The sequence below is a fragment of the Wenzhouxiangella sp. XN24 genome (assembly GCF_011064545.1).
Taxonomy (GTDB): domain Bacteria; phylum Pseudomonadota; class Gammaproteobacteria; order Steroidobacterales; family XN24; genus XN24.
The window spans coordinates 144,625-164,497 of the sequence record NZ_JAAMFG010000017.1; the positions used below are offsets into that span (position 1 = coordinate 144,625).

Annotated in this window: 17 protein-coding genes; 8 read left to right on the forward strand and 9 right to left on the reverse strand. The window is 68.5% G+C overall.

All coding sequences use genetic code 11. The features are described 5' to 3' along the window. Positions 1 to 36: 36 nt before the first annotated feature. Both G6032_RS00860 and G6032_RS00865 read left to right on the forward strand, forming a co-directional pair. Complete coding sequence (locus tag G6032_RS00860; protein WP_165280234.1) at positions 37 to 1,752, forward strand: CoA-transferase; 1,716 nt, start codon at positions 37 to 39, stop codon at positions 1,750 to 1,752. Positions 1,753 to 1,763: 11 nt separating this feature from the next. Continuing rightward, complete coding sequence (locus G6032_RS00865; RefSeq protein ID WP_165280235.1) at positions 1,764 to 3,491, forward strand: thiamine pyrophosphate-binding protein; 1,728 nt, start codon at positions 1,764 to 1,766, stop codon at positions 3,489 to 3,491. Positions 3,492 to 4,161: 670 nt separating this feature from the next. Here G6032_RS00865 and arsB read toward each other — a convergent pair. The 5 genes from arsB to thrA form a co-directional block, all read right to left on the reverse strand. Continuing rightward, the gene (gene arsB, locus G6032_RS00870; RefSeq protein WP_165280236.1) at positions 4,162 to 5,256 is read right to left on the reverse strand and encodes an ACR3 family arsenite efflux transporter; all 1,095 of its coding nucleotides are present in this window, start codon (positions 5,254 to 5,256) and stop codon (positions 4,162 to 4,164) included. Positions 5,257 to 5,272: 16 nt separating this feature from the next. Next, entirely contained in the window at positions 5,273 to 5,776 is a 504-nt protein-coding gene (locus G6032_RS00875; protein ID WP_165280237.1) for an arsenate reductase ArsC, read from the reverse strand. After that, complete coding sequence (locus G6032_RS00880; protein WP_346763729.1) at positions 5,773 to 6,132, reverse strand: metalloregulator ArsR/SmtB family transcription factor; 360 nt, start codon at positions 6,130 to 6,132, stop codon at positions 5,773 to 5,775. The genes G6032_RS00875 and G6032_RS00880 overlap by 4 nt, the downstream gene beginning before the upstream one ends. Positions 6,133 to 6,549: 417 nt before the next feature. Next, positions 6,550 to 7,866 (reverse strand): threonine synthase, encoded by a 1,317-nt coding sequence (gene thrC / locus G6032_RS00885; RefSeq protein ID WP_165280239.1) that lies wholly within the window; start codon positions 7,864 to 7,866, stop codon positions 6,550 to 6,552. Further along, positions 7,866 to 10,328, reverse strand: coding sequence for a bifunctional aspartate kinase/homoserine dehydrogenase I (thrA, locus tag G6032_RS00890; protein ID WP_165280240.1), 2,463 nt, complete (start codon positions 10,326 to 10,328; stop codon positions 7,866 to 7,868). The genes thrC and thrA overlap by 1 nt, the downstream gene beginning before the upstream one ends. A gap of 89 nt (positions 10,329 to 10,417) precedes the next feature. On the opposite strand from thrA, the gene G6032_RS00895 reads away from it, so the two are divergent. Continuing rightward, a complete protein-coding gene (locus G6032_RS00895; RefSeq protein ID WP_165280241.1) occupies positions 10,418 to 11,467 on the forward strand; it encodes an aminoglycoside phosphotransferase family protein in 1,050 nt (349 codons plus the stop codon). A 96-nt stretch (positions 11,468 to 11,563) separates the two neighbouring features. Then, positions 11,564 to 11,752, forward strand: a complete 189-nt coding sequence (gene hemP / locus G6032_RS00900) for a hemin uptake protein HemP (protein WP_165280242.1) — start codon at positions 11,564 to 11,566, stop codon at positions 11,750 to 11,752. Here hemP and G6032_RS00905 read toward each other — a convergent pair. From G6032_RS00905 to G6032_RS00915, 3 genes are read right to left on the reverse strand one after another with little or no spacing between them, the layout of a single operon-like run. After that, positions 11,742 to 12,326, reverse strand: coding sequence for a class I SAM-dependent methyltransferase (locus G6032_RS00905; RefSeq protein ID WP_165280243.1), 585 nt, complete (start codon positions 12,324 to 12,326; stop codon positions 11,742 to 11,744). The two genes, hemP and G6032_RS00905, sit on opposite strands and share 11 nt — an antisense overlap. Further along, complete coding sequence (fghA, locus tag G6032_RS00910; RefSeq protein ID WP_165280244.1) at positions 12,323 to 13,186, reverse strand: S-formylglutathione hydrolase; 864 nt, start codon at positions 13,184 to 13,186, stop codon at positions 12,323 to 12,325. Before fghA ends, G6032_RS00905 begins: the two co-directional genes overlap by 4 nt. A 1-nt stretch (position 13,187) precedes the next feature. Beyond that, complete coding sequence (locus G6032_RS00915) at positions 13,188 to 14,294, reverse strand: S-(hydroxymethyl)glutathione dehydrogenase/class III alcohol dehydrogenase (protein ID WP_165280245.1); 1,107 nt, start codon at positions 14,292 to 14,294, stop codon at positions 13,188 to 13,190. Between the two features lie 135 nt (positions 14,295 to 14,429). On the opposite strand from G6032_RS00915, the gene G6032_RS00920 reads away from it, so the two are divergent. The 4 genes from G6032_RS00920 (at position 14,430) to G6032_RS00935 (ending at position 19,147) form a co-directional block, all read left to right on the forward strand. Continuing rightward, positions 14,430 to 15,659: a saccharopine dehydrogenase NADP-binding domain-containing protein gene (locus G6032_RS00920; protein ID WP_165280246.1), complete on the forward strand. Its 1,230-nt coding sequence runs from the start codon at positions 14,430 to 14,432 to the stop codon at positions 15,657 to 15,659. Positions 15,660 to 15,729: 70 nt separating this feature from the next. After that, on the forward strand, positions 15,730 to 17,181 hold the full coding sequence (locus G6032_RS00925; protein ID WP_165280247.1) for a circularly permuted type 2 ATP-grasp protein: 1,452 nt from the start codon (positions 15,730 to 15,732) through the stop codon (positions 17,179 to 17,181). Between the two features lie 2 nt (positions 17,182 to 17,183). Further along, positions 17,184 to 18,119 carry an alpha-E domain-containing protein gene (locus tag G6032_RS00930; RefSeq protein ID WP_165280248.1) on the forward strand — a complete coding sequence of 312 codons (936 nt, stop codon included), beginning with the start codon at positions 17,184 to 17,186 and terminating at the stop codon, positions 18,117 to 18,119. Continuing rightward, positions 18,116 to 19,147 carry a putative zinc-binding metallopeptidase gene (locus tag G6032_RS00935; protein WP_165280249.1) on the forward strand — a complete coding sequence of 344 codons (1,032 nt, stop codon included), beginning with the start codon at positions 18,116 to 18,118 and terminating at the stop codon, positions 19,145 to 19,147. The genes G6032_RS00930 and G6032_RS00935 overlap by 4 nt, the downstream gene beginning before the upstream one ends. On the opposite strand, the gene G6032_RS00940 is transcribed toward G6032_RS00935, so the two are convergent. Next, positions 19,086 to 19,841 (reverse strand): peptidase, encoded by a 756-nt coding sequence (locus tag G6032_RS00940; RefSeq protein WP_165280250.1) that lies wholly within the window; start codon positions 19,839 to 19,841, stop codon positions 19,086 to 19,088. The two genes, G6032_RS00935 and G6032_RS00940, sit on opposite strands and share 62 nt — an antisense overlap. Positions 19,842 to 19,873 lie beyond the last annotated feature (32 nt).

Consider the following 19,873-nt stretch of genomic DNA (forward strand, 5'->3'; position numbering starts at 1 on the left):
CGTCCAGCCGGAGTTGCGGCATCATGCTTCGTTGACATGCAACTGCTCGAGCGCCTTTTACTCGCCACGCGCGTCGTCCGCTGGCGCCTCACCTGGGCTCGCCGTAATCTCGATTACCGGCCGCCCGGCCGGCTGGACGCGCGCTTCGTGACCGCACGCGAAGCGGCGTCCAGGGTGCCGGATGGCGCCTGCTGCCTCTCGACCGGCATGGCAGGCAACGCGCGCTGTTCGACGCTGCTCTGGGCGATCCGGGAGCATTTCCAGGCGCACGGCAGACCCCGGGGGCTGACGTGGATCGCCGTCGGCGGCCAGGGCGGCCGCGGCCGGGCGCCCGGCACCGTCGAGGAAGTCGGCCTCGACGGCCTGGTGACACGATTCATTTCGGGTCATGTCGAGACGACCCGCTCGATGCTGGCGCTCGCCGAAGCAGGGCGACTCGAACTCCACGTCATGCCGCAGGGGGAGATGTGTTTCGCACTCGAGGCGCAGGCCGACGGCCACGGCGACAACGTGGTACTGAGCCGCACCGGCGTGGGCACCGTGCTCGATCCCCGCTGCGGTCGCGGCTCCCCCGTCACGCCGCAGGCACGCGACAATTTCATCGACTCTGACGGCGAGCAACTGTCGTTCCGCCTGCCGCGGCTGGAGGTGGCTGTCATCGCGGCGCCCTGGGCGGATGCCGAAGGCAACATCTATCTGCATGACGCCGCCACCATCACCGAAATCCACGAAGCGGCACGTGCGGCGCGCGCGAATGGCGGCCAGGTCCTGGTGTCCGTCGCCGACGTGATTCCGGCCGATCCGTCGCGCGTGAGCCTGCCGGCCTCGATGGTGGACGCGATCGTGGTCAACCCTCGCCAGGAACAGAGCATCCTCGCGCCGCAACGCAAGGCCTGGCGACTGTTCTCGCCGGGCGGCGACGGCGACGATGCCGCGGCCATCGAGAAACTGCGCTACATCAACCGCTTCCTGCGCCTTACGCCGGTGCGCGGCCCGGTCGAGTGCGCGCTGGCGCGGCTCGGTGCCCACGTGTTCGCGAAAACCGTGCAGGCGCCGGCCTGCGTCAACATCGGCGTGGGCTACGGCGAAGAGGTCTGCCGGGAGCTCTACCAGAGCGAGCTTCGCCCCGCGCTCACCTTCACCACCGAGACCGGTGTCCTCGGCGGCCTGCCCGCCCCCGGCATCTACTTCGGTGCGGCCGTGAACCCCGAGCGGATGGAAAGCTCCGCCTGGATGTTCCGGCACTATCTCGAGAACCTGGACGCCACCGTCCTCGGCTTTCTCGAGGTGGATGCGGCCGGCAACGTCAACGTCTCCAGGCGCGGCCCCCGCCTGTCGAACTACGTCGGTCCCGGCGGCTTGCCGAGCATCACGGCCAGTGCGCGTACCTGCATCTTCGTCGGCAGCTTCATGCAGGGCGCAAAGTGGCGCGTGGAGCAGGGCCGGATGGTGCTGGAGCAGGCCGGCGAGCCCAAGCTCGTGGACACCGTGTCGGAAGTGACCTTCAGCGGCAGGCAGGCACTCGCGGATGGCAAGGAGGTCTGGTATGTCACGACGGTCGGCGCCTTTCGCCTGACCCGCGGCGGGCTCGTGCTGGAAATGATCATGCCGGGCCTGGACGTCGAACGCGACATCCGGCCGAACTGCGGCGTCCGGTTCGGCCTGCCGCCGGCCGGCCCGATCGAAGCCCCCTCGTCCGTGCTGACCGGGGTAGACTATGCGCTGACCTGGGGCGTCGGCGCAGGACGCTGAAGGGGGAACATATGAACGGTGGCGCGCGAATCGCGCGGGTCCTGCACGATCGCGGGGTCCGGGAAATCTTTACTCTTTGCGGCGGGCACATCTCCCCGATCCTGGTCGAGGCGAAACGCATCGGCATCCGCATCACCGACGTGCGCGACGAGGCCACGGCCGTCTTCGCCGCGGATGCGCATGCCCGCCTGACCGGCATTCCGGGCGTGGCCGCGGTCACGGCCGGACCGGGTCTGACGAACACCATCACGCCGCTGAAGAACGCCCAGCTCGCGCAGTCACCGGTGCTGGTGCTCGGCGGAGCCACGGCCACCGCCCTGAAAAATCGTGGCGCCCTGCAGGACATCGACCAGATGCCGCTGATGAAGCCCCACGTGAAGTACGCGCGCGCCGTGAAGCGATTGCGCGACCTCGCACCCGCCATCGTCGAGGCCCTGGAAGCGGCCGACACGGGCGTGCCGGGACCGGTGTTCGTCGAGTGCCCGGTGGACCTGCTCTACGACGAGGAGATCATCCGCGGGTGGTATGCGGACAGCATGCCGCGCGGCGACAGCCTGGCGGACAAGGCCGTACGTTTCTACCTCGAACGACATACGAAAAGATTGTTCGCGGGCGGCCGGAAGATGCCGAAGCCGGCGAGCGAATCGCCCGCGGTCCTGCCGCGTCCCCAGTCGATCCGCGACATCGCGCGACAGCTGGCCGCCGCCAGGCGGCCCGTCATGGTTTGCGGCAGCCAGGCCGTGGCGCGTGCGGCCGATGCCGATCTCCTGCGGGATGCGATCATCAAGCTCGGCATTCCCGTGTACCTCTCCGGCATGTCACGCGGCCTGCTCGGCGCGGAGCATCCGCTGCTGTTCCGGCATCGTCGCCGCGACGCCATCAAGGGAGCCGACCTCGTCATCCTCGCCGGCGTGCCCTGCGACTTCCGACTCGACTACGGCAAGCAGATCCGCCGCAGCGCGCGGCTGGTTTCGTTCAATCTCAGCCGCCGCGAGTTGCGCCTCAACCGCAAGCCGGACGACGCGCTGCTGGCCGACCCCGGGTTGTGCGTGCGCGATCTTGCCGACGCGATGAGCGGCAGCCCGCCGGATCGCAGCGAGTGGCTGGAGGAACTAGCTGCCCGCGACGCCGCGCGGGAGGCTGACATCGATGCACGCGCGGCCGTCGGCGGCGCAGGCGTGAATCCGCTCAGGCTGTGTCGCGAGATCGACAAGATCCTGCCGGACGACAGCGTGCTGGTCGCCGACGGCGGCGACTTCGTGGGCACGGCCTCCTATGTCGTGCGTCCCCGCGGCCCCCTGCGCTGGCTCGACCCCGGCGCCTTCGGCACGCTCGGCGTCGGCGGCGGCTTCGCCATCGGCGCGGCGCGGGCCCGGCCCTCGGCGGAGGTCTGGATCCTCTACGGCGACGGCTCGCTCGGCTACAGCCTCATCGAGTTCGACAGCTACGTGCGCCACGGACTCGCCCCCATCGCGATCATCGGGAACGACGCCTGCTGGGCGCAGATCGCGCGCGAGCAGGTGAAGATGCTCGGTGACGACGTCGGCGTGCGCCTGGCCCGGACGGATTACCACCGGGCCGCTGAAGGCCTCGGCGCGGCGGGACTGGTCATCAGCAGCGACGACGAGATCGCGCCGACGCTGGCGAAGGCGCGCGAGCTGTCTGCCGCGGGTCAGCCGGTGCTGGTCAACGTGCACCTGGCCGAGACGGATTTCCGCGAGGGGTCGCTGTCGATCTAGCCTGGCGCGGCTTCGGGACTGCGGACTCGAGGGGCGTATGCCGGGTTCCTTCGGGGCCGCAGGGGCGTCTGCCCGGGTTCCTTCGGCACCGCAGGGGGTCTGCCCGGGTTCCTTCGGCACCGCAGGGGCGTCTGCCCGGGTTCCTTCGGCACCGCAGGGGCGTCTGCCCGGGTTCCTTCGGCACCGCAGGGCCGACCCCTCATGGGCTCCCCTCGCTTAGAAATCTTTATGCGCTCGGTGAGCCCATGAGGGTCCGCCCCCGCTCGCACATCGACAACGGAAGCGCGCGGGGGCGCTTGAGCAAGCTTCGATGCGCCGACAGGACGAGACCGCGCTCACGCATGCTCCGGCGCGGCAGCCGAACTGCGCCACGTTGGCTCCGGCTCCGGCACAGCGGCCGGATGGAACCGCGCTCCCTCCGGCTCCGGCACAGCGACCGAACGGAACCACGTTGGCTCCGGCAGCAGCGCGGAGGCGAGACGAGGCCACGCTGACTCCGGCAGGAGCGCAGCGGCCGGAGCGTGACAGGGTTCCACGAGCGCATAAAGATTTCTAAGCGAGGGGAACCCTGTCATGGTCCGGTCGCGGACCCCAGCGCAAGAGAAGCCGTGGTCCGGTCGCGGACCCCAGCGCAAGAGAAGCCGCGGTCCGGCCGCGAACCCAGAAGGGGTCAGCCCGGCGCCCGCGCGACCTCGTCGGGGAAAAAGCGCCGCCGCAGCCACAGCGAGACGTGCACCAGGCCGATGAGCACCGGGACTTCGACCAGCGGCCCGATGACGGTGGCGAAGGCCACATCCGAGGCGATGCCGAAGATCGCGATCGCCACGGCGATAGCGAGCTCGAAGTTGTTTCCGGATGCGGTGAAGGCGAGCGTCGTGCTGCGCGAGTAGTCGGCGCCCGCCTTCTTCGCCATGAAGAAGCTGGCGAGAAACATCAGCACGAAGTAGATCGTCAACGGCATGGCGACCAACAGGACCTTGGCCGGGAACTGCAGGATCTGCTCACCCTTGAAGCTGAACATGACGATGATGGTGAACAACAGCGCGACCAGGGTGATCGGCGAGATGCGCGGGATGAACACCGTCTCGTACCACTCGCGGCCCTTCAACGGCAGGAGGAGGACGCGGCTCAGGATGCCCGCGGCGAAGGGAATGCCGAGATAGATCATCACGCTCCTGAAGATCTCGCCGATGGTGATGTCCGCCACGGTCTTGCCGCCGGCGCCGGTGACGCCCGACAGGTCGATGCCGAGCCAGCCGGGAAACACCGAGATGAACAACCAGGCCATCAGGCCGAAGGTCAGCACCTGGAACACGCTGTTGAGCGCGACCAGGCCCGCGGCATACTCGCTGTTGCCGTGCGCCAGCTGGTTCCACACCAGCACCATGGCGATGCACCGGGCGATGCCGACCAGGATCAAACCGACCATCAGCTCCGGGTAGCCGGACAGGAATGCGATCGCCAACAGGAACATCAGCACGGGGCCGACCAGCCAGTTCTGGAGCAACGACAGGCCGAGGATCTTCCAGTCGCGAAACACCCGGCCCATTTCCTCGTAACGCACTTTCGCCAGCGGCGGGTACATCATCAGGATCAGGCCCACGGCGATCGGGATGCTGGTCGTGCCGATGCTGAAGCGATCCAGCATGCCGGGCAATCCGGGCGCGAGGCGGCCGAGCGCGACGCCGAACGCCATGGCGACGAAAATCCACACCGTCAGGTAGCGATCCAGCAGCGTCATGCGCCGTGCGACGTTTTCGCTCATGTCATTGTGTCCCGGTTCATGAATCCCGCCCCGCACCGATGGCGGCGAGCCGTCGTTTCAGTTCGTCCGGCTCGAGTTTGTCCAGCGGCAGGTCCAGCAGTTGTGCGATGCGTGCCTCGATCGCCCGCAAGGTTTCGGCGAAGGCGGCCCGTTGTGCGGCCTCCCCTTCGACGGATGCAGGATCGGGCAACCCCCAGTGCGCCGTGATGGGTCGACCGGGCCATACCGGACAGGCCTCGCCTGCGGCGCTGTCGCAAAGGGTGATGATGAAATCCAGTTCAGGCGCACCGGGTTCGGCGAACTCGTCCCAGCCTTTTGAACGGAACTGCGCGACGTCGAAACCCTCATCGGCGAGCAATTCCAGGGCTGCCGGGTTGACCCGGCCGCGCGGGGTGCTGCCCGCGCTGTATGCCTCGAAACGTCCACCGCCTGCGCGACTCAGTGCCGCCTCCGCAAGAATGCTGCGCGCGGAGTTGGCGGTGCACAGGAAAAGCACCCGGTAGATTCGTGGTTCTGTCATGCCCTGGTTTTCCCTTGTCTCGCCGTCGCGGGCCCCGATGCGGGTCCGGCGGCAGGCGCACAGGGCCGCGCACGCCCGCACAGCTCCGGGCGGCCTTCGCAGCAGTCCTCGGTGAGGTAGCCGAGCAGCGCGCGGATAGCGTCGGGCTCGACACGGTAGTGAATGAAACGACCGGTCCGCGTGGCCGTCACCAGGCCCGCGTTTTCGAGTGCCGCGAGGTGAAACGACAGGCTGGATGGCGGCAGTTCCAGTGTCCCGGCGATCTCCCCCGCAGCGAGCCCCGGTGCGCCGGCTTTCACCAGCAGGCGGAACACGCCGAGCCGGTGTTCGTGCGCCAGGGCCGAGAGACTTCGCACTGCGGAGGTCGTTTCCATGTTTCGACTATAGTCGAAACATTGTCGCGCGGGAACCCTGGCTTCGATACCAGGACGGGCCGGGCAAGAGCTCCTTCGGGACCGCGCGGCGGGACGCCACGGGCTCCCCTCGCTTAGAAATCTTTATGCGCTCGGTGAGCCCGTGACATCCCACCCCGCTGCCGCATCGACAGGCATGGCGCCCCGAGGCGTTCCCACCATCCGCCGCTGCCGCATCGACAGGCATGGCGCCCCGAGGCGTTCCCACCATCCGCCGCTGCCGCATCGACAGGCATGGCGCCCCGAGGCGTTCCCGCCATCCGCCGCTGCCGGATCGACGGGCCGGCGCCCCGAGACGTTTCCGCATGCTTCGGCCCAGCGGCCGGAACGTGACAGGGTTCCACGAGCGCATAAAGATTTCTAAGCGAGGGGAACCCTGTCATGGTCCGGTCGCGAACTTTCACCGAGTAACTCCGCGAAGCCCGCGAACTCCGGCCCGATCTCCACGAAGTTCCGCGGCCGCGCCATCAGCTCGGCCAGCGCCGGCGGCAACGGCACCGTCTCACCGACGAGCGGCTCGACCACGTCCTCGAATTTCGCCGGGTGCGCCGTCGCGACGACCACCCAGGGTCGTTCTAACGCCTCGTGGCCCAACGTCTCCCAGGCGCGCACCGCGGTCGCCGTATGCGGGCACCAGGTGCGGCCGTAGCGCTTCGGGCCCGCGGCGATCGCGTCGCGAATCTCGACGTCCGAGACGCGGACTGCGCGCGCCTCGCGCCGCGCCGCGGCCTCCGAGCCGGCCAGGTGCAGCAGGCGCTCCATGTTGCTCGGGTTGCCGACGTCCATCGCGGTGGCCAGCGTCTGCACCGTGGGGCGCGGCGCCCACGATCCGCCGGCGAAGAAATCGCCCACCGTCTCGTTGGCGTTGGTCGCCAGGACGATCGGCCCGACGGGCAGGCCGCAGTGCCGCGCCCAGATGCATGCGAGTGAGTTACCCAGGTTGCCGCTGGGAATGATGAATCCCGGTGTCTTGCCGGTGGCGTGAAACACCCGCGTCGCAGCCCATGCGTAGTAGGCCATCTGCGGCAGCAGGCGGCCGATGCTGATGCTGTTGGCCGACGTGAGACAGGCGCGCTCGCGCAGCTCGGCATCGCCGAAGGCTTCTTTCACCATTCGCTGGCAATCGTCGAAGTCGCCGTCCACTCGCAGGCTGAGCACGTTGTCGCCCCAGGCCGTGAGCTGCGCCTCCTGGCGGTCCGAAACGCGGCCCTTCGGGTAGAGCAGCACGACGCGGAAGCCGGGCCGACCGTTGAATGCCGCCGCGACCGCGCCACCGGTGTCGCCGGAGGTCGCGACCAGCACCGTGCGCTCGTGTTCGCCGGCGAGCCGCGCGAGGCAGGCGGCGAGAAACCGCGCGCCGACGTCCTTGAAGGCCGCCGTGGGACCGTGAAACAACTCGAGCACGTGGAAGTCCCCCGCTTCGGTCAGCGGGGTCGGGAAATCCAGTGCTTCGGCGCAGACGTCACCCAGTGTCTCCGCCAGCGGATCCGCAGCGAAAAACGGCGCCAGCACGCGCTCGGCCACCGTAGCGAGCTCGGCGTCCCGCGGCACGGCGTCGTAACCCGCTGCGGGGAAGCGCGCCGGAACATAGAGGCCGCCATCCGGCGCGAGGCCGGCCCGCATCGCGTCCCCGACGCTCGCCGGCGGCGCACCGCCGCGCGTGCTCAGGAACTGCATCAGACGTCCGCGCCCAGGTAGGCGGTCAGCCGCAGCAGGTCGGCGAACACGCCGGCCGCGGTCACCCCTGGCCCGGCGCCGGGCCCCTGCACGACGAGCGGATTGTCCTTGTAGCGCCGGGTGACGAACTGCACCACGTTGTCCGTCAGCCGTGCATAGGCGAAGGGATGATCGGCCGGCAGTTCCTCGAGACCCACGACGGCCTTGCCGCTGCGCCCGTCGAGCCTCGCCACGTAACGCAGCACGTGGTCGCGGGCCCGGGCGGCTTCGAGCCGCTCGCGCATATCGTCATCGCCGGCCGCGAGCCCCTCGAGAAACTCGTCGATACCGCCGTCGGCGAGCGCCTCCGGCACCAGGCTCTCCACTTCGACCTGGTCGAGTTCGAGCTCCAGCCCCATCTCGCGTGCCAGGATCACCAGCTTGCGGGCCACATCGAGTCCGGACAGGTCGTCGCGCGGGTCCGGCTCGGTGAATCCCAGCGCCCGGGCTTCGCTCACGATGGCGGAAAACGGCCTGGCACCGTCGTAGCCGTTGAACAGAAACGCGAGCGTGCCGGACAGGATGCCCTCGATGGCGATGATCTCGTCGCCGGTCTGGCGCAGGTCGCGGAGCGTCTGGATGATCGGCAGGCCGGCGCCCACGGTGGTCTCCCCGAGGTACCGCACGTTGGCTTCGCGGCGTGTCTCCTGGAGCCGTCGCCACACGTCCAGCGGGCCGGACGCTGCCAGCTTGCTCGGCGTGATGACGTGGATGCCGCGCGCCAGCCAGTCCGTGTAGCGCGCCGCGACGGCCGCGTTGCCGCTGCAATCGATGATGACCGCGTGGGGCAGGTGTTCGGCCTGCACGTGATCCGCGAACGTGTCCAGGTCCGTCGGCTCTCCAGACTGCAGCGCTTCGCGCCATGTGCCGAGATCCACGGCTCGCGTCGCGAGCACCATGCGCCGGGAGCCGGCGATCGCCCGCACCCGTAAATCGACCCGCGATTCGCTGGCCAGGCGCGGGATCTCGCCGGCGACCTGGTCGAGCAGCTGGGCCCCCACGCCGCCGGGGCCGATCAGGCCGATCGAGACGGCCTGTGGCGAAAGATAGAAACTCGCGTGCACGGCGCGCAACGCGCGATCCGCCTCCTCGCTCGGGATCACCGCCGAGATGTTGCGTTCCGACGCGCCCTGGGCAATAGCCCGCACATTGACCCCGGCGCGGCCCAGTGCCCCGAACATCTTGGCCGCCACGCCGGGCATGCCCCGCATGCCCTCGCCGACCACCGCGAGAATGCTGCAGTCGGGGACGAGCTCGACGCCCTCGACCTGCACCTGGTGAATCTCGGCCGCGAAGGCATTGCGCACCGCTTCGCGCGCGCGCAGGCCGTCCTCCTCGGGCACCGCGCAGCAGATCGAGTGCTCGGAACTGCCCTGCGAAATCAACACCACCGAGATCCCGGCATTGCGCAAGGCCTCGAACAACCGGCTCGCGGTGCCCGGCACACCGATCAGGCCGGCGCCTTCGAGGTTCAGCAGGGCCATTCCCGCGATGGTGGTGACCCCCTTGACGCCGCCGTCGCTGCTCACCGCACCGATGCGCGTGCCGCTGCCTTCCGGGTGTGCGGTATTCCGTATCCATACCGGGATGCTGCGCGCCACGAGCGGCGCCATGGTGCGGGGATGCAGCACCTTGGCGCCGAAGTAGGCCAGCTCCATCGCCTCGTGCCAGGAGAGTTCGCGGATGATCGACACATCCGGAATGCGCCGCGGGTCGCCGCTCATGACCCCGTCGACGTCGGTCCAGATCACGACCTCGCCGGCCTCCAGCAGGGCGGCGAAAATCGATGCGGAGAAGTCGCTGCCGTTGCGGCCGAGCGTCGTCGGCCCGCCGCGCTCGTCGCGCGCGATGTAGCCGGTGATCACCCGCACGGCGGGCGCCGGTGTCCAGCTAGCCGCGAACCGGGTCCGGGTCTGTTCCCAGGCGACGGCGGGGCCGAGCTCGCTGTCGATCACCGTCAGCGCGTCGCGCGCGTCGAACCAGTCAGCATCGATACCCCGGGTGGCGAGTGCCGCCGCCAGCAGGCGTGCCGACCAGAGCTCGCCATGCCCTGCAACCAGCGCGAACACCGCGGCCGGCGCACGGCCGATCAGCGCCGTGGCCTTCAAGACATCATTGATGTCCTCGCGTTCCCGCTCGATCGCGGTGTTCCAGGCGCCGAGCCGCTCGCGGTCGAGCAGCGCATGCGCCAGGCCATGGCAACGGGCCATCACGGCATCCAGCGCGGCAGACCAGTCCTCACCGGCCTCCGCCGCGCGCACCAGGCCATGCAGCGCGTCCGTGATACCGGCGGGGGCCGAGACCACCACGGCCACGGGCCGCGGTCCCGCCGACTCGACGATGGAGATGACGCGACGGAATTCATCCAGTCCCGCAAGGCTGGTGCCGCCGAATTTATGCACGATGTCGACATGGTTTTTCATATGACTGCGGAGCCTACGACAGCGGCTATTGCGCCGCAACGGACACGCGGGCCTTGCCGCCAGGCCCCGTCCCGTGGACGATGCGCTGCGTGAACCTTGAAGATGCCCCCGATCTGCACGTCGCCGCCGCCTGGAACCTGGTGCCGGAATCGATCAGGCCGCTGGGCAGCGGCCTGATCAACCGGACATTCTCGGCACTCGACCGGCGCGGCACGCGTTACGTGCTACAGCAGCTCAACCCGGTTTTCCCCCCCGAGGTCAACGAGGACATCGAGGCGGTCACCGCGCACCTGGCCGGGCGGGGCCTGTTGACGCCGCGCCTGGTGCGCGCCTGCGACGGGCGGCTGTGGTTGCCGGATGAGCGCGGCGCATGGCGGCTGATGACGCATATCGATGGCCGGGTCCTCGAGACGGTGACCAACGAAGCGCAAGCCGAGACCGCCGGCGAGTTGCTGGCAAACTTTCATCGGGCACTGGATGACCTGGGCCACCAGTTCCGTTCGGTGCGGCCGCCGGTGCATGAGCCCGAGAGACATCTGCGCGACCTCGAGCGGGCGCTCGAGGCGCACCGCGGACATCGGCTCTACCCTCAGGCCGCCGCGCTCGCCGCGGAAATCTTCACGGCGGCCCGGGCCCTCTCGCCTCTCCCCGCGACCGCACCGCGCGTCGTACACGGTGATCCCAAGATCACGAACCTGGTCTTCGCGGCGCATGAAGACCGGGCGCTGTGCATGCTCGATCTCGACACGCTCGGGCGCATGGCGCTGCCGCTGGAGCTCGGTGACGCCTTCCGTTCCTGGTGCAATATCGCCTCCGAAGACGATCCGCGCAGCGGTTTCTCCGTCGGCCTGTTCGCAGCCGCGACGCGCGGCTACGGGGTGGTGGCCGGTGACTGGCTCAGTCGCGAGGAAGCAGGCGCCATGGTGGAAGCCACCGCGACGATCCAGGTGGAACTGGCCGCAAGATTCTGCGCGGACACGTTGAACGAGTCTTATTTCGGCTGGAATCCCAGGGCGTTTGCGAGCCGGGGCGAGCACAACCTGGCGCGGGCGCGGGGCCAGCTCAACGTGCACCGGTCGCTGGTGGCGCAGCGCGCGCGGCTCGAAACGCTGGTGTCCCGAGCCTTCACGCCGCACTGAAATGGTGCAGAGCACCTGCGGTAATCCCCGATTGCCGCCGGCGCCCCGGCCGCCCCAAAGTAAGTCTCCAAGCTACGGGCGTCCGAGGTATGTCCATTGAACAAGCAGACTCCCGAGCAGATCGGTTCCGAGGGCAGCGGCCTGATGAACCGCCTGGCCAAGCGCCCGGTGCGCATCCCCAGCCGTGTCGTGCTGGGCGGTGACAAGGAAGTGGTGATCGTGCACGAGGCCGAGGAATACCGGCTGCAGGTCAACCCGGAAGGGAAGCTCGTCCTCAGTCGCTGAACGGCATGAACGACGCCGGAACCCGCTGCGCGAGCAACTGCGCAAGCGTGCGGCCGCCCATCACTCCCTCGCGATAAAAATGCAGCCGCAGTCCCGTCGCGAAGCCCAGCGCCTCGCCGGGCCGCGCGCGATGCGGGCTGTCGCCGTTGGCGGCCTGTAACACCACCTGCACCAGCAGCAGCCCGCCCGGCGCGAGGAGCCGCCGGGCCTCGGTGATGACTGCCGGCGAATAGAAATCCACGCACGTGACGAGGTCGAGGCCCGGGGTCACAGGGGGCAGGCCCTCGTCGAGGTCGGCCTCGATCACCTGGAGCCGGTCCGCATAACCACCCTCGGCCGCGCGAGTGCGCAGCTTGTCCAGCGCGGCCGGCGAGATGTCCACCGCGGTCACCGAAAGTCCCCGTTGCGCGAGCCAGCCGGGCAGCTGGCCTTCGCCGCAGGCGATATCCAGCGCCCGGCCCGCATGCGGCAAAACACCCTCCATTTCGAGCACGAAGCGCTTCGGCGCCGGCCCCATCACGAGGCTTTCGGGGGCGTAGCGTGCATCCCAGCGTTCGCGGTCGGCCTGGCTCATGGGGCACCCAGTACGGCAGCATGATGGTGAAGATGGTCCGCCATGAACGAGGCGATGAAATAGTAGCCGTGGTCGTAGCCGGCATGGCGGCGCAGCTCGAGAGGCTGGCCGGCGGCGGCGCAGGCTTCCTCCAGCGCCTCGGGATTCAGCTGCGCGGCCAGGAAAGGATCCTCGAGCCCCTGGTCCACGAGGATCGTGTGCGGTGAGCGCCGGCCCCGGCCGAGCAGTTCGGTGGCGTCCCAGTCCCGCCAGGCCGCCGGATCCGGGCCCAGGTAGGCGCTGAACGCTTTCTGGCCCCAGGGACAGCTTGCGGGGGCCGCGATGGGGGCGAACGCGGATACCGAGCGGTAGGTCTCGGGATGCCTCAGCCCCAGCACCAGCGCGCCGTGACCCCCCATCGAGTGCCCGAAGATGCCCTGGCGGCGCATGTCCGCGGGGAAAGCCGTCGCGACGATCTCCGGCAGTTCGGCGGTGACGTAGCTGTACATCCGGTAGTGCCCCGCCCACGGCGACTCGGTGGCATCGACATAGAATCCCGCCCCGAGGCCCAGGTCCCAGGCCGCGTCCTCCGCATCCGGCACGCGTTCCCCCCGCGGGCTGGTGTCGGGCGCGATCAGCAGCAGGCCCCGCTCCGCCGCCACGCGCTGCGCCCCCGCCTTGATCATGAAGGTCTCTTCCGTGCAGGTGAGCCCCGACAGCCACGTCAGCACCGGTACCGCTCCGTTGCGCGCCGCCGGCGGCACGAAAGCGGCAAACCGCATCTCGCAGTCGTTGACCGCCGAGCGGTGCCGGTAATAGCCCACCGTCCCGCCGAAACAACGGTGCTCCGAGATCGTCTCGAGGAGATTGGCGATCGCCATCTCAGTACAACACCACGGAGCGGATGCTCTCGCCGCGATGCATGAGCTCGAAGGCGTCGTTGATGTCCTCGAGCGGCATCGTGTGCGTGATCAGGTCGTCGATGTTGATCTTGCCCTCCATGTACCAGTCCACGATTTTCGGCACGTCGGTGCGCCCGCGCGCGCCGCCGAAGGCGCTGCCGCGCCAGTTGCGGCCCGTGACGAGCTGGAACGGGCGGGTCGCGATCTCCTGCCCGGCGCCGGCCACGCCGATGATGACGCTGGTGCCCCAGCCCTTGTGACAGCACTCGAGCGCCTGGCGCATCACCTGCACGTTGCCGATACACTCGAAACTATAGTCCACGCCGCCGCCGGTCACCGACACGATCTCGCCGACGACGTCGGCCACCTCCGCGGCATTGATGAAATCGGTCATGCCGAAGCGCTCGGCGAGGGCCGCCTTGGCAGGGTTCGTGTCGATGCCGATGATCCGGTCGGCGCCGACCATGCGCGCACCCTGCACCACGTTGAGGCCGATGCCGCCGAGGCCGAACACCGCCACCGTCGAACCCGGCTCCACCTTGGCCGTGAACACCACCGCGCCGATCCCCGTGGTCACGCCGCAGCCGATGTAGCAGACCTTGTCGAAGGGCGCATCCTCGCGGATCCGGGCCACGGCGATCTCGGGCAGGACGGTGTAATTGGAAAACGTGGAACAGCCCATGTAATGCAGCAGCGGGCGGCCGTCCAGGGAAAAGCGGCTGCTGCCGTCGGGCATCACGCCCCGACCCTGCGTGGCGCGTATGGCCTGGCAGAGGTTGGTCTTCGGGTTGAGGCAGAACTCGCACTCCCGGCACTCGGGGGTGTACAGCGGGATGACGTGGTCGCCCTTGCGCAGCGTCCGGACTCCCGGTCCCACGTCGACCACCACGCCGGCGCCTTCGTGGCCCAGGATCGCCGGGAAGGCACCCTCGGGATCCTCGCCGGACAGCGTGAACGCATCGGTGTGGCAGACGCCCGTGGCGCGAATCTCGACGAGGACCTCGCCCTCGCGCGGCCCGTCGAGGTCCACCGTCTCGATCGACAAGGGCTGGCCGGCTGCCAGGGCGACTGCGGCGCGCGTCTTCATGAGCGTCTCCGGATTTTGACTGACAGCCCGATTATGGAATCCGCGGTCCCGCATGACCACCTGCGCCCCGGCCGCGAGCCATTCTTGCTATCGTAAGGCGCTTACATCGTATCCTCGCGAGGCCCGGCACAGGACATGAAAGATCGCGACTTCGACCTGGTCCTATGGGGCGCCACCGGCTTCACGGGACGCCTCGTCGCGGAGCACCTGGTCCGTGCCGGCAAGGATCGCAAGCTGCGCTGGGCGGTCGGGGGTCGCGATGCCGACAAGCTCGGGGCCGTGTTGCGCGACATCGGCGCGCCGCGGATCCCCGTGCTGCTCGGCGACAGTCACGACGCCGACTCCCTCGCCGGGCTGGCGCGCAGCGCGCGCGCGATCTGCTCCACGGTCGGCCCCTATGCGCTGCATGGCTCGGGACTCGTGGCCGCCTGCGCCGAAGCGGGCACGCACTATTGCGACCTGAGCGGCGAAGTCCACTGGATGCGACAGATGATCGACGCGCACGAGGCGCGGGCGACCGAGACCGGCGCGCGCATCGTGCACTCCTGCGGCTTCGACTCGGTCCCCTCCGATCTCGGCTGCCAGTTCCTGCAGGAAGAGGCTCTCGCGCGCTACGGCCGCCCCTGCAGTTCGGTGAAATTATTCGTTCGGCGCATGAAGGGCACCTTCAGCGGCGGCACCGTGGCCAGCATGCTCAATGCGCTGGACGCGGCAAAACGCAATCCGGACGATCGCCGTGTGATGGGCGACCCTTACGCCCTGAATCCCGCGAAGCAGCGCAAGGGACCGGACGGACGCGACCAGGTCCGTCCCCTGCTCGACTCCGACGCCGACGGCTGGACCGCGCCTTTCGTCATGGCGAGCGTCAACACGCGGATCGTGAGGCGAAGCCATGCCCTGCTCGGCTGGCCCTGGGGCCACCGCTTCCGCTACACCGAGGCGGTGCTCACGGGCGAGGGCGCCGCGGGTTTCGCCCGCGCCGCCGCCGTCACGGCGGGCCTCGGCGCATTCATGGCCGCCGCCTCGCTGGGGCCGACCCGCGCGGTGATGAATCGCCTGTTTCTGCCGCAGCCGGGCGAGGGCCCCGACGAAGCGGCCCGCGAAGCCGGAGGCTTCGAGATGCTGCTGATCGGCCGGCACCCCACGGCGCCCGAGCGACAGCTCAGGGCCCGGGTCGTCGGGCGGCGTGATCCCGGCTACGGCGCCACGGCCCGCATGCTCGGCGAGGCCGCCCTGTGCCTGGCCCTCGACGAGGCTCGCCTGCCGGTCGGGGGCGGTTCCTGGACCCCGGCGACGGCCTTCGGCGGCCTGCTCCGGCAACGGCTCGAGGAGCGAGCCGACATCAGCTTTACCATCGACGAGTGAGTGCCCGTCGAGGGCCTCCCCGGCCGGTGCTTCGCGTGGACCGCCCTGTTCGGATGAGGGAGATCAGCCGATGAAAATAAGCTGGCGCGACTACGACCCGGGAACCGGATGGGACGAGCTGCTGGGCGCCCCCGGGCGACCCAGGCCCCATGCGCGCGAGTTGGCAAAACATCTCTCGGCACTGAGTGCGCAACAGCTGGGTCGGCGCCAGGATGCCGCGGAGCGCGCCATCCTCGAGATGGGCATCACTTTCACGGTCTACAGCGAAGGCCAGAATATCGATCGCGCCTGGCCGTTCGACATCATCCCGCGCATCATCCCGGCAAGCGAATGGCGCCGCGTCGAGGCCGGGCTCAAACAGCGCATGACCGCGCTGAACCTGTTCATCGACGATCTCTACAACGAGCAACGGATCGTGGCGGACGGGCGCTTTCCCCGCGCGCTCCTGGAGACCTCCGGCAACTTCCGCAAGGAATGCAGGGGAGTCAAACCGGCCCATGGCGCCTGGGCGCACATCTGCGGCAGCGACCTGGTGCGTGATGCGGACGGCACGCTGTACGTGCTCGAGGACAATCTGCGCGTTCCCTCGGGCGTCTCCTACATGCTCGAAAACCGGATCGTGACCAAGCAGGTCTTTCCGGAACTGTTTTCCCGCAACCGTATCCTGCCGGTGGACGATTACCCTTCCCTGTTGTTCGACACCCTCGCGTCGCTCTCCCCCCGGCCGCTGGACTATCCGGAAGTCGTCGTCCTGACACCCGGAATCTACAACTCGGCCTATTTCGAGCATGCCTATCTCGCCCAGGCGATGGGCGCCGAACTCGTCGAGGGCGGCGACCTGGTCGTCGCCGACGACGATTGCGTCTACATGCGCACGATCGCAGGCCTCGAACGCGTGGACGTGATCTACCGCCGGGTCGACGACACCTTCCTCGATCCTGACGAGTTCCGTCCCGACTCGATGCTGGGGGTGCGCGGGCTGATGCGGGCCTGGCGCGCCGGCAAGGTCGCGATCGCCAACGCCCCGGGCGCGGGCGTCGCGGATGACAAGCTGGTGTACGCCTACGTGCCGGACATCATCCGCTACTATCTCGACGAGGATGCCATCCTGCCCAACGTGCCGACCTACGCCTGTATCGAAGAGAAGGACCGTCGGCATGTGCTGGAGAATCTTGCGAACCTGGTGGTCAAGCCGGTGAACGAATCCGGCGGCTACGGCATGCTGATCGGCCCCGCCGCGAGCCATGCGGACATCGACAAGTTCCGCCGGCTCGTGTCGCTGGAGCCGCGCAACTATATCGCCCAGCCGGTCCTCAGCCTGTCCACTGCACCGACCCTGGTCAACGGTCGACTCGAACCTCGCCACCTCGACTTGCGGCCTTTCAGCCTGCAGGGAGAACGCAACGAGGTGACCGCCGGCGGGCTGACTCGAGTCGCGCTCGTCGAGGGCTCCCTGGTCGTCAATTCGAGCCAGGGCGGCGGCAGCAAGGATACCTGGGTCGTCGAGAGCGAGGAGAGCTGAACATGCTGTCACGGGTGGCCGAACGCATGTACTGGGGCGCACGCTATCTCGAGCGTGCGGAGAATACCGCGCGGCTGGTGCGGGTCTACGATGCAGCCCTGCTCGACCTGCCGCGCGATGCGGGCGTCGACTGGCCCCTGCTGGTGGACATCTGTGGCGCCCGGCAGGATTTCGACGCACGCTTCCCCCAACCGGATGATCGCGACACGTTGAGGTTCCTGATCGCCGATCCGGACAGCCCCAGCTCGATCGTCGCCTCGCTGGGCCAGGCCCGCGAGAATTTCCGCACCACCCGCGACCTGTGCCCGACCGAGGCCTGGCGTTGCGTCAACGAGCTGTACCTGTACGGGCGGAAGTCCCTGCCGAAAATCGCCTCGCCGCGCCGCCGCCACGAGGTGCTCTCGGAAATCGTCCAGGGCGTGCAGCAGCTGACCGGACTGCTGTCAGGCACGATGAGCCATGGCGACGCCTATCATTTCATTCGTCTCGGGCGGAACCTGGAGCGAGCCGACATGACGACACGCATCATCGACATCGCGGCCGCCAGCCTGCTGGAAGCGGAGGATGCAGTCGCAAGATTCGAGAACACGCTCTGGATGGCGGTGCTCAAGTCGCTGTCCGGTTACCAGATGTACCGCCAGTACGTGCGCCGCCGGATCCGCGCAGAGGACGTCATCCGCTTCCTGCTGAACGACCCGCTGTTCCCGCGAGCGGTCAGCCATTGCCTGCTGGAGCTGGAAGCCAGCATGTTGAAGCTGCCGAAACACCAGGCGCCGCTGCACTGCGCCGTGCGGCTGCAACGGATCCTCGACGCGCAACGCACGGGCGGCATCGAGAAGACGACGTTGCGAAACCTGATGGACGATCTGCAGCTGGAGCTCGCCCAGGTGCACGCCGAAGTCTCGGGCGCATGGTTCCTGCCGGACCGGGCCGCATGAAGCTGTTCGATTGCAACTGCGGCGCGCGGGTGTTCTTCGACGACTACTGGTGCACCGCGTGCGGCGCGGACCTCGGCTATGCGCCTGAGAAGGCCGAGTTCCTTTCGCGCCCACCCGGAGAGACGTTTTTCGGCGCCGCCGACGGCGGGCAATGGAAAGCCTGTCGCAACCGGGACCTGCACACGGCGTGCAACTGGTTGCTGCCCGCCGACGATCCTGCCCACTTCTGCGTGGCGTGTCGGCTCAACAGCATCATCCCCAACCTCTCCACCGAGCACAATCTCGTGCTCTGGCGGCGCGTTGAACACGCCAAGCGGCGTCTCGTGTACAGCCTGATCCAGCTGGGCCTGCCGCTGGAGGCGGCGCACGGCCGCGCACCGCTGCGTTTCGAGTTTCTCGAGGACCAGCGCAGCAACCCGCAGGTCGCGGAGTCGCTCGTCATGACGGGCCATCGCGCAGGCATCATCACCATCAACCTGCTCGAGGCCGACGACGTCGCGCGCCACGTGGTCCGCGAACAGATGTCGGAAAGATACCGCACGCTGCTCGGGCATTTCCGCCACGAGAGCGGCCACTACTACCACGAACTGCTGGCGCCGCCGGGCCCGGCAAGAGACGAATTCCGCGCCCTGTTCGGCGACGAGCGCGACGACTACGCGACGGCGCTGGCGCGCTACCACGAGGCCGGCCCCGCGGCTGACTGGGGCGAGCGCTACGTCAGTCCGTATGCATCCAGCCATCCCCTGGAAGACTGGGCGGAATGCTGGTCGCACTACCTGCACATCACCGACGGACTGGAAACCGCCCGCGCCACGCACTTCGTCGCCGCACCGGCGGCCGACTGGGATGCCGAAGTCTCGCTATGGATATCCGTGTCGGTGCGGCTGAACGAGCTCGCACGCGGCCTGGGGGTCGATGATCCCTATCCCTTCGTCCTGAACGGTCCCGTGCGCGCCAAGCTGGCGTTCATTCATCGACGACTCGCAGCAACTCCGTGGGCCGGGGCGGCAGCGGCGGCAGGACACTGAACGCTTTCTCCACGTAGCCCTGCCAGCTGCGGCCCAGCTCGCGCAGGTAATCGTCGTCCGGCCCGAACACCATGTGGCGCAGGAGACGCGGCTTGCGCAGGTTGTAGATCAACACCTCGATCGGCGGGCCCACCGTGACGTTGCTCCGCATCGTCGCATCCATCGAGATCAGGGCGACACGCGCCGTGTCCTCGAGCGACAGCGAAGCCTTGACGAGGCGATCCAGGATCGGCTTGCCGTACTTCGATTCGCCGATCTGCAGAAAAGGCGTCTGGCTCGAGGCGCGGATGTAGTTGCCCTCGGGATAGACCAGGAAGATGCCCGGGTCGCGGCCTGCGATCTGTCCTCCGAGGACGAAGGTCGCGGTCATCGCGCCGTCGTGCTCGCTGTTCTCGGCGTGCTTGCGTCGCTGCTCCGCGTTGATGGACCCGAGATACTCGGCCACCTCGGCCATGCTCGGCAGGGTCCTCAGATTGGGCTGCCGGTCGAACTCCAGGTCGTGGCGGATGCGCGTCCGCACGGCCTGTGTCGTGCCGAGATTGCCCGCGGAGAGAAGCACCAGGAACCGGTCCGCCTCTTCCACCAGCACGTGCATCTTGCCGAACACGCTCACCTGGTCCGGGCCCGCATTGGTGCGCGAGTCCGAAGCGAACACGAGACCTTCATCCACCGAGATCGCCACGCAATATGTCATGCCGGCCTGTCCGAGTCGCCTGCCATCGATCG

Coding starts and splice junctions, on each gene's coding strand:
- thrC (WP_165280239.1), bottom strand. CDS start 7,866: ATGCAGTTCCTGAGCACGCGCGGCGGTGCGCCGCCGGCGAGCGTCGGG.
- G6032_RS00865 (WP_165280235.1), top strand. CDS start 1,764: ATGAACGGTGGCGCGCGAATCGCGCGGGTCCTGCACGATCGCGGGGTC.
- G6032_RS00930 (WP_165280248.1), top strand. CDS start 17,184: ATGCTGTCACGGGTGGCCGAACGCATGTACTGGGGCGCACGCTATCTC.
- G6032_RS00940 (WP_165280250.1), bottom strand. CDS start 19,841: ATGACATATTGCGTGGCGATCTCGGTGGATGAAGGTCTCGTGTTCGCT.
- thrA (WP_165280240.1), bottom strand. CDS start 10,328: ATGAAAAACCATGTCGACATCGTGCATAAATTCGGCGGCACCAGCCTT.
- G6032_RS00915 (WP_165280245.1), bottom strand. CDS start 14,294: ATGAAGACGCGCGCCGCAGTCGCCCTGGCAGCCGGCCAGCCCTTGTCG.
- fghA (WP_165280244.1), bottom strand. CDS start 13,186: ATGGCGATCGCCAATCTCCTCGAGACGATCTCGGAGCACCGTTGTTTC.
- G6032_RS00935 (WP_165280249.1), top strand. CDS start 18,116: ATGAAGCTGTTCGATTGCAACTGCGGCGCGCGGGTGTTCTTCGACGAC.
- G6032_RS00925 (WP_165280247.1), top strand. CDS start 15,730: ATGAAAATAAGCTGGCGCGACTACGACCCGGGAACCGGATGGGACGAG.
- G6032_RS00905 (WP_165280243.1), bottom strand. CDS start 12,326: ATGAGCCAGGCCGACCGCGAACGCTGGGATGCACGCTACGCCCCCGAA.
- G6032_RS00875 (WP_165280237.1), bottom strand. CDS start 5,776: ATGACAGAACCACGAATCTACCGGGTGCTTTTCCTGTGCACCGCCAAC.
- G6032_RS00920 (WP_165280246.1), top strand. CDS start 14,430: ATGAAAGATCGCGACTTCGACCTGGTCCTATGGGGCGCCACCGGCTTC.
- G6032_RS00860 (WP_165280234.1), top strand. CDS start 37: ATGCAACTGCTCGAGCGCCTTTTACTCGCCACGCGCGTCGTCCGCTGG.
- arsB (WP_165280236.1), bottom strand. CDS start 5,256: ATGAGCGAAAACGTCGCACGGCGCATGACGCTGCTGGATCGCTACCTG.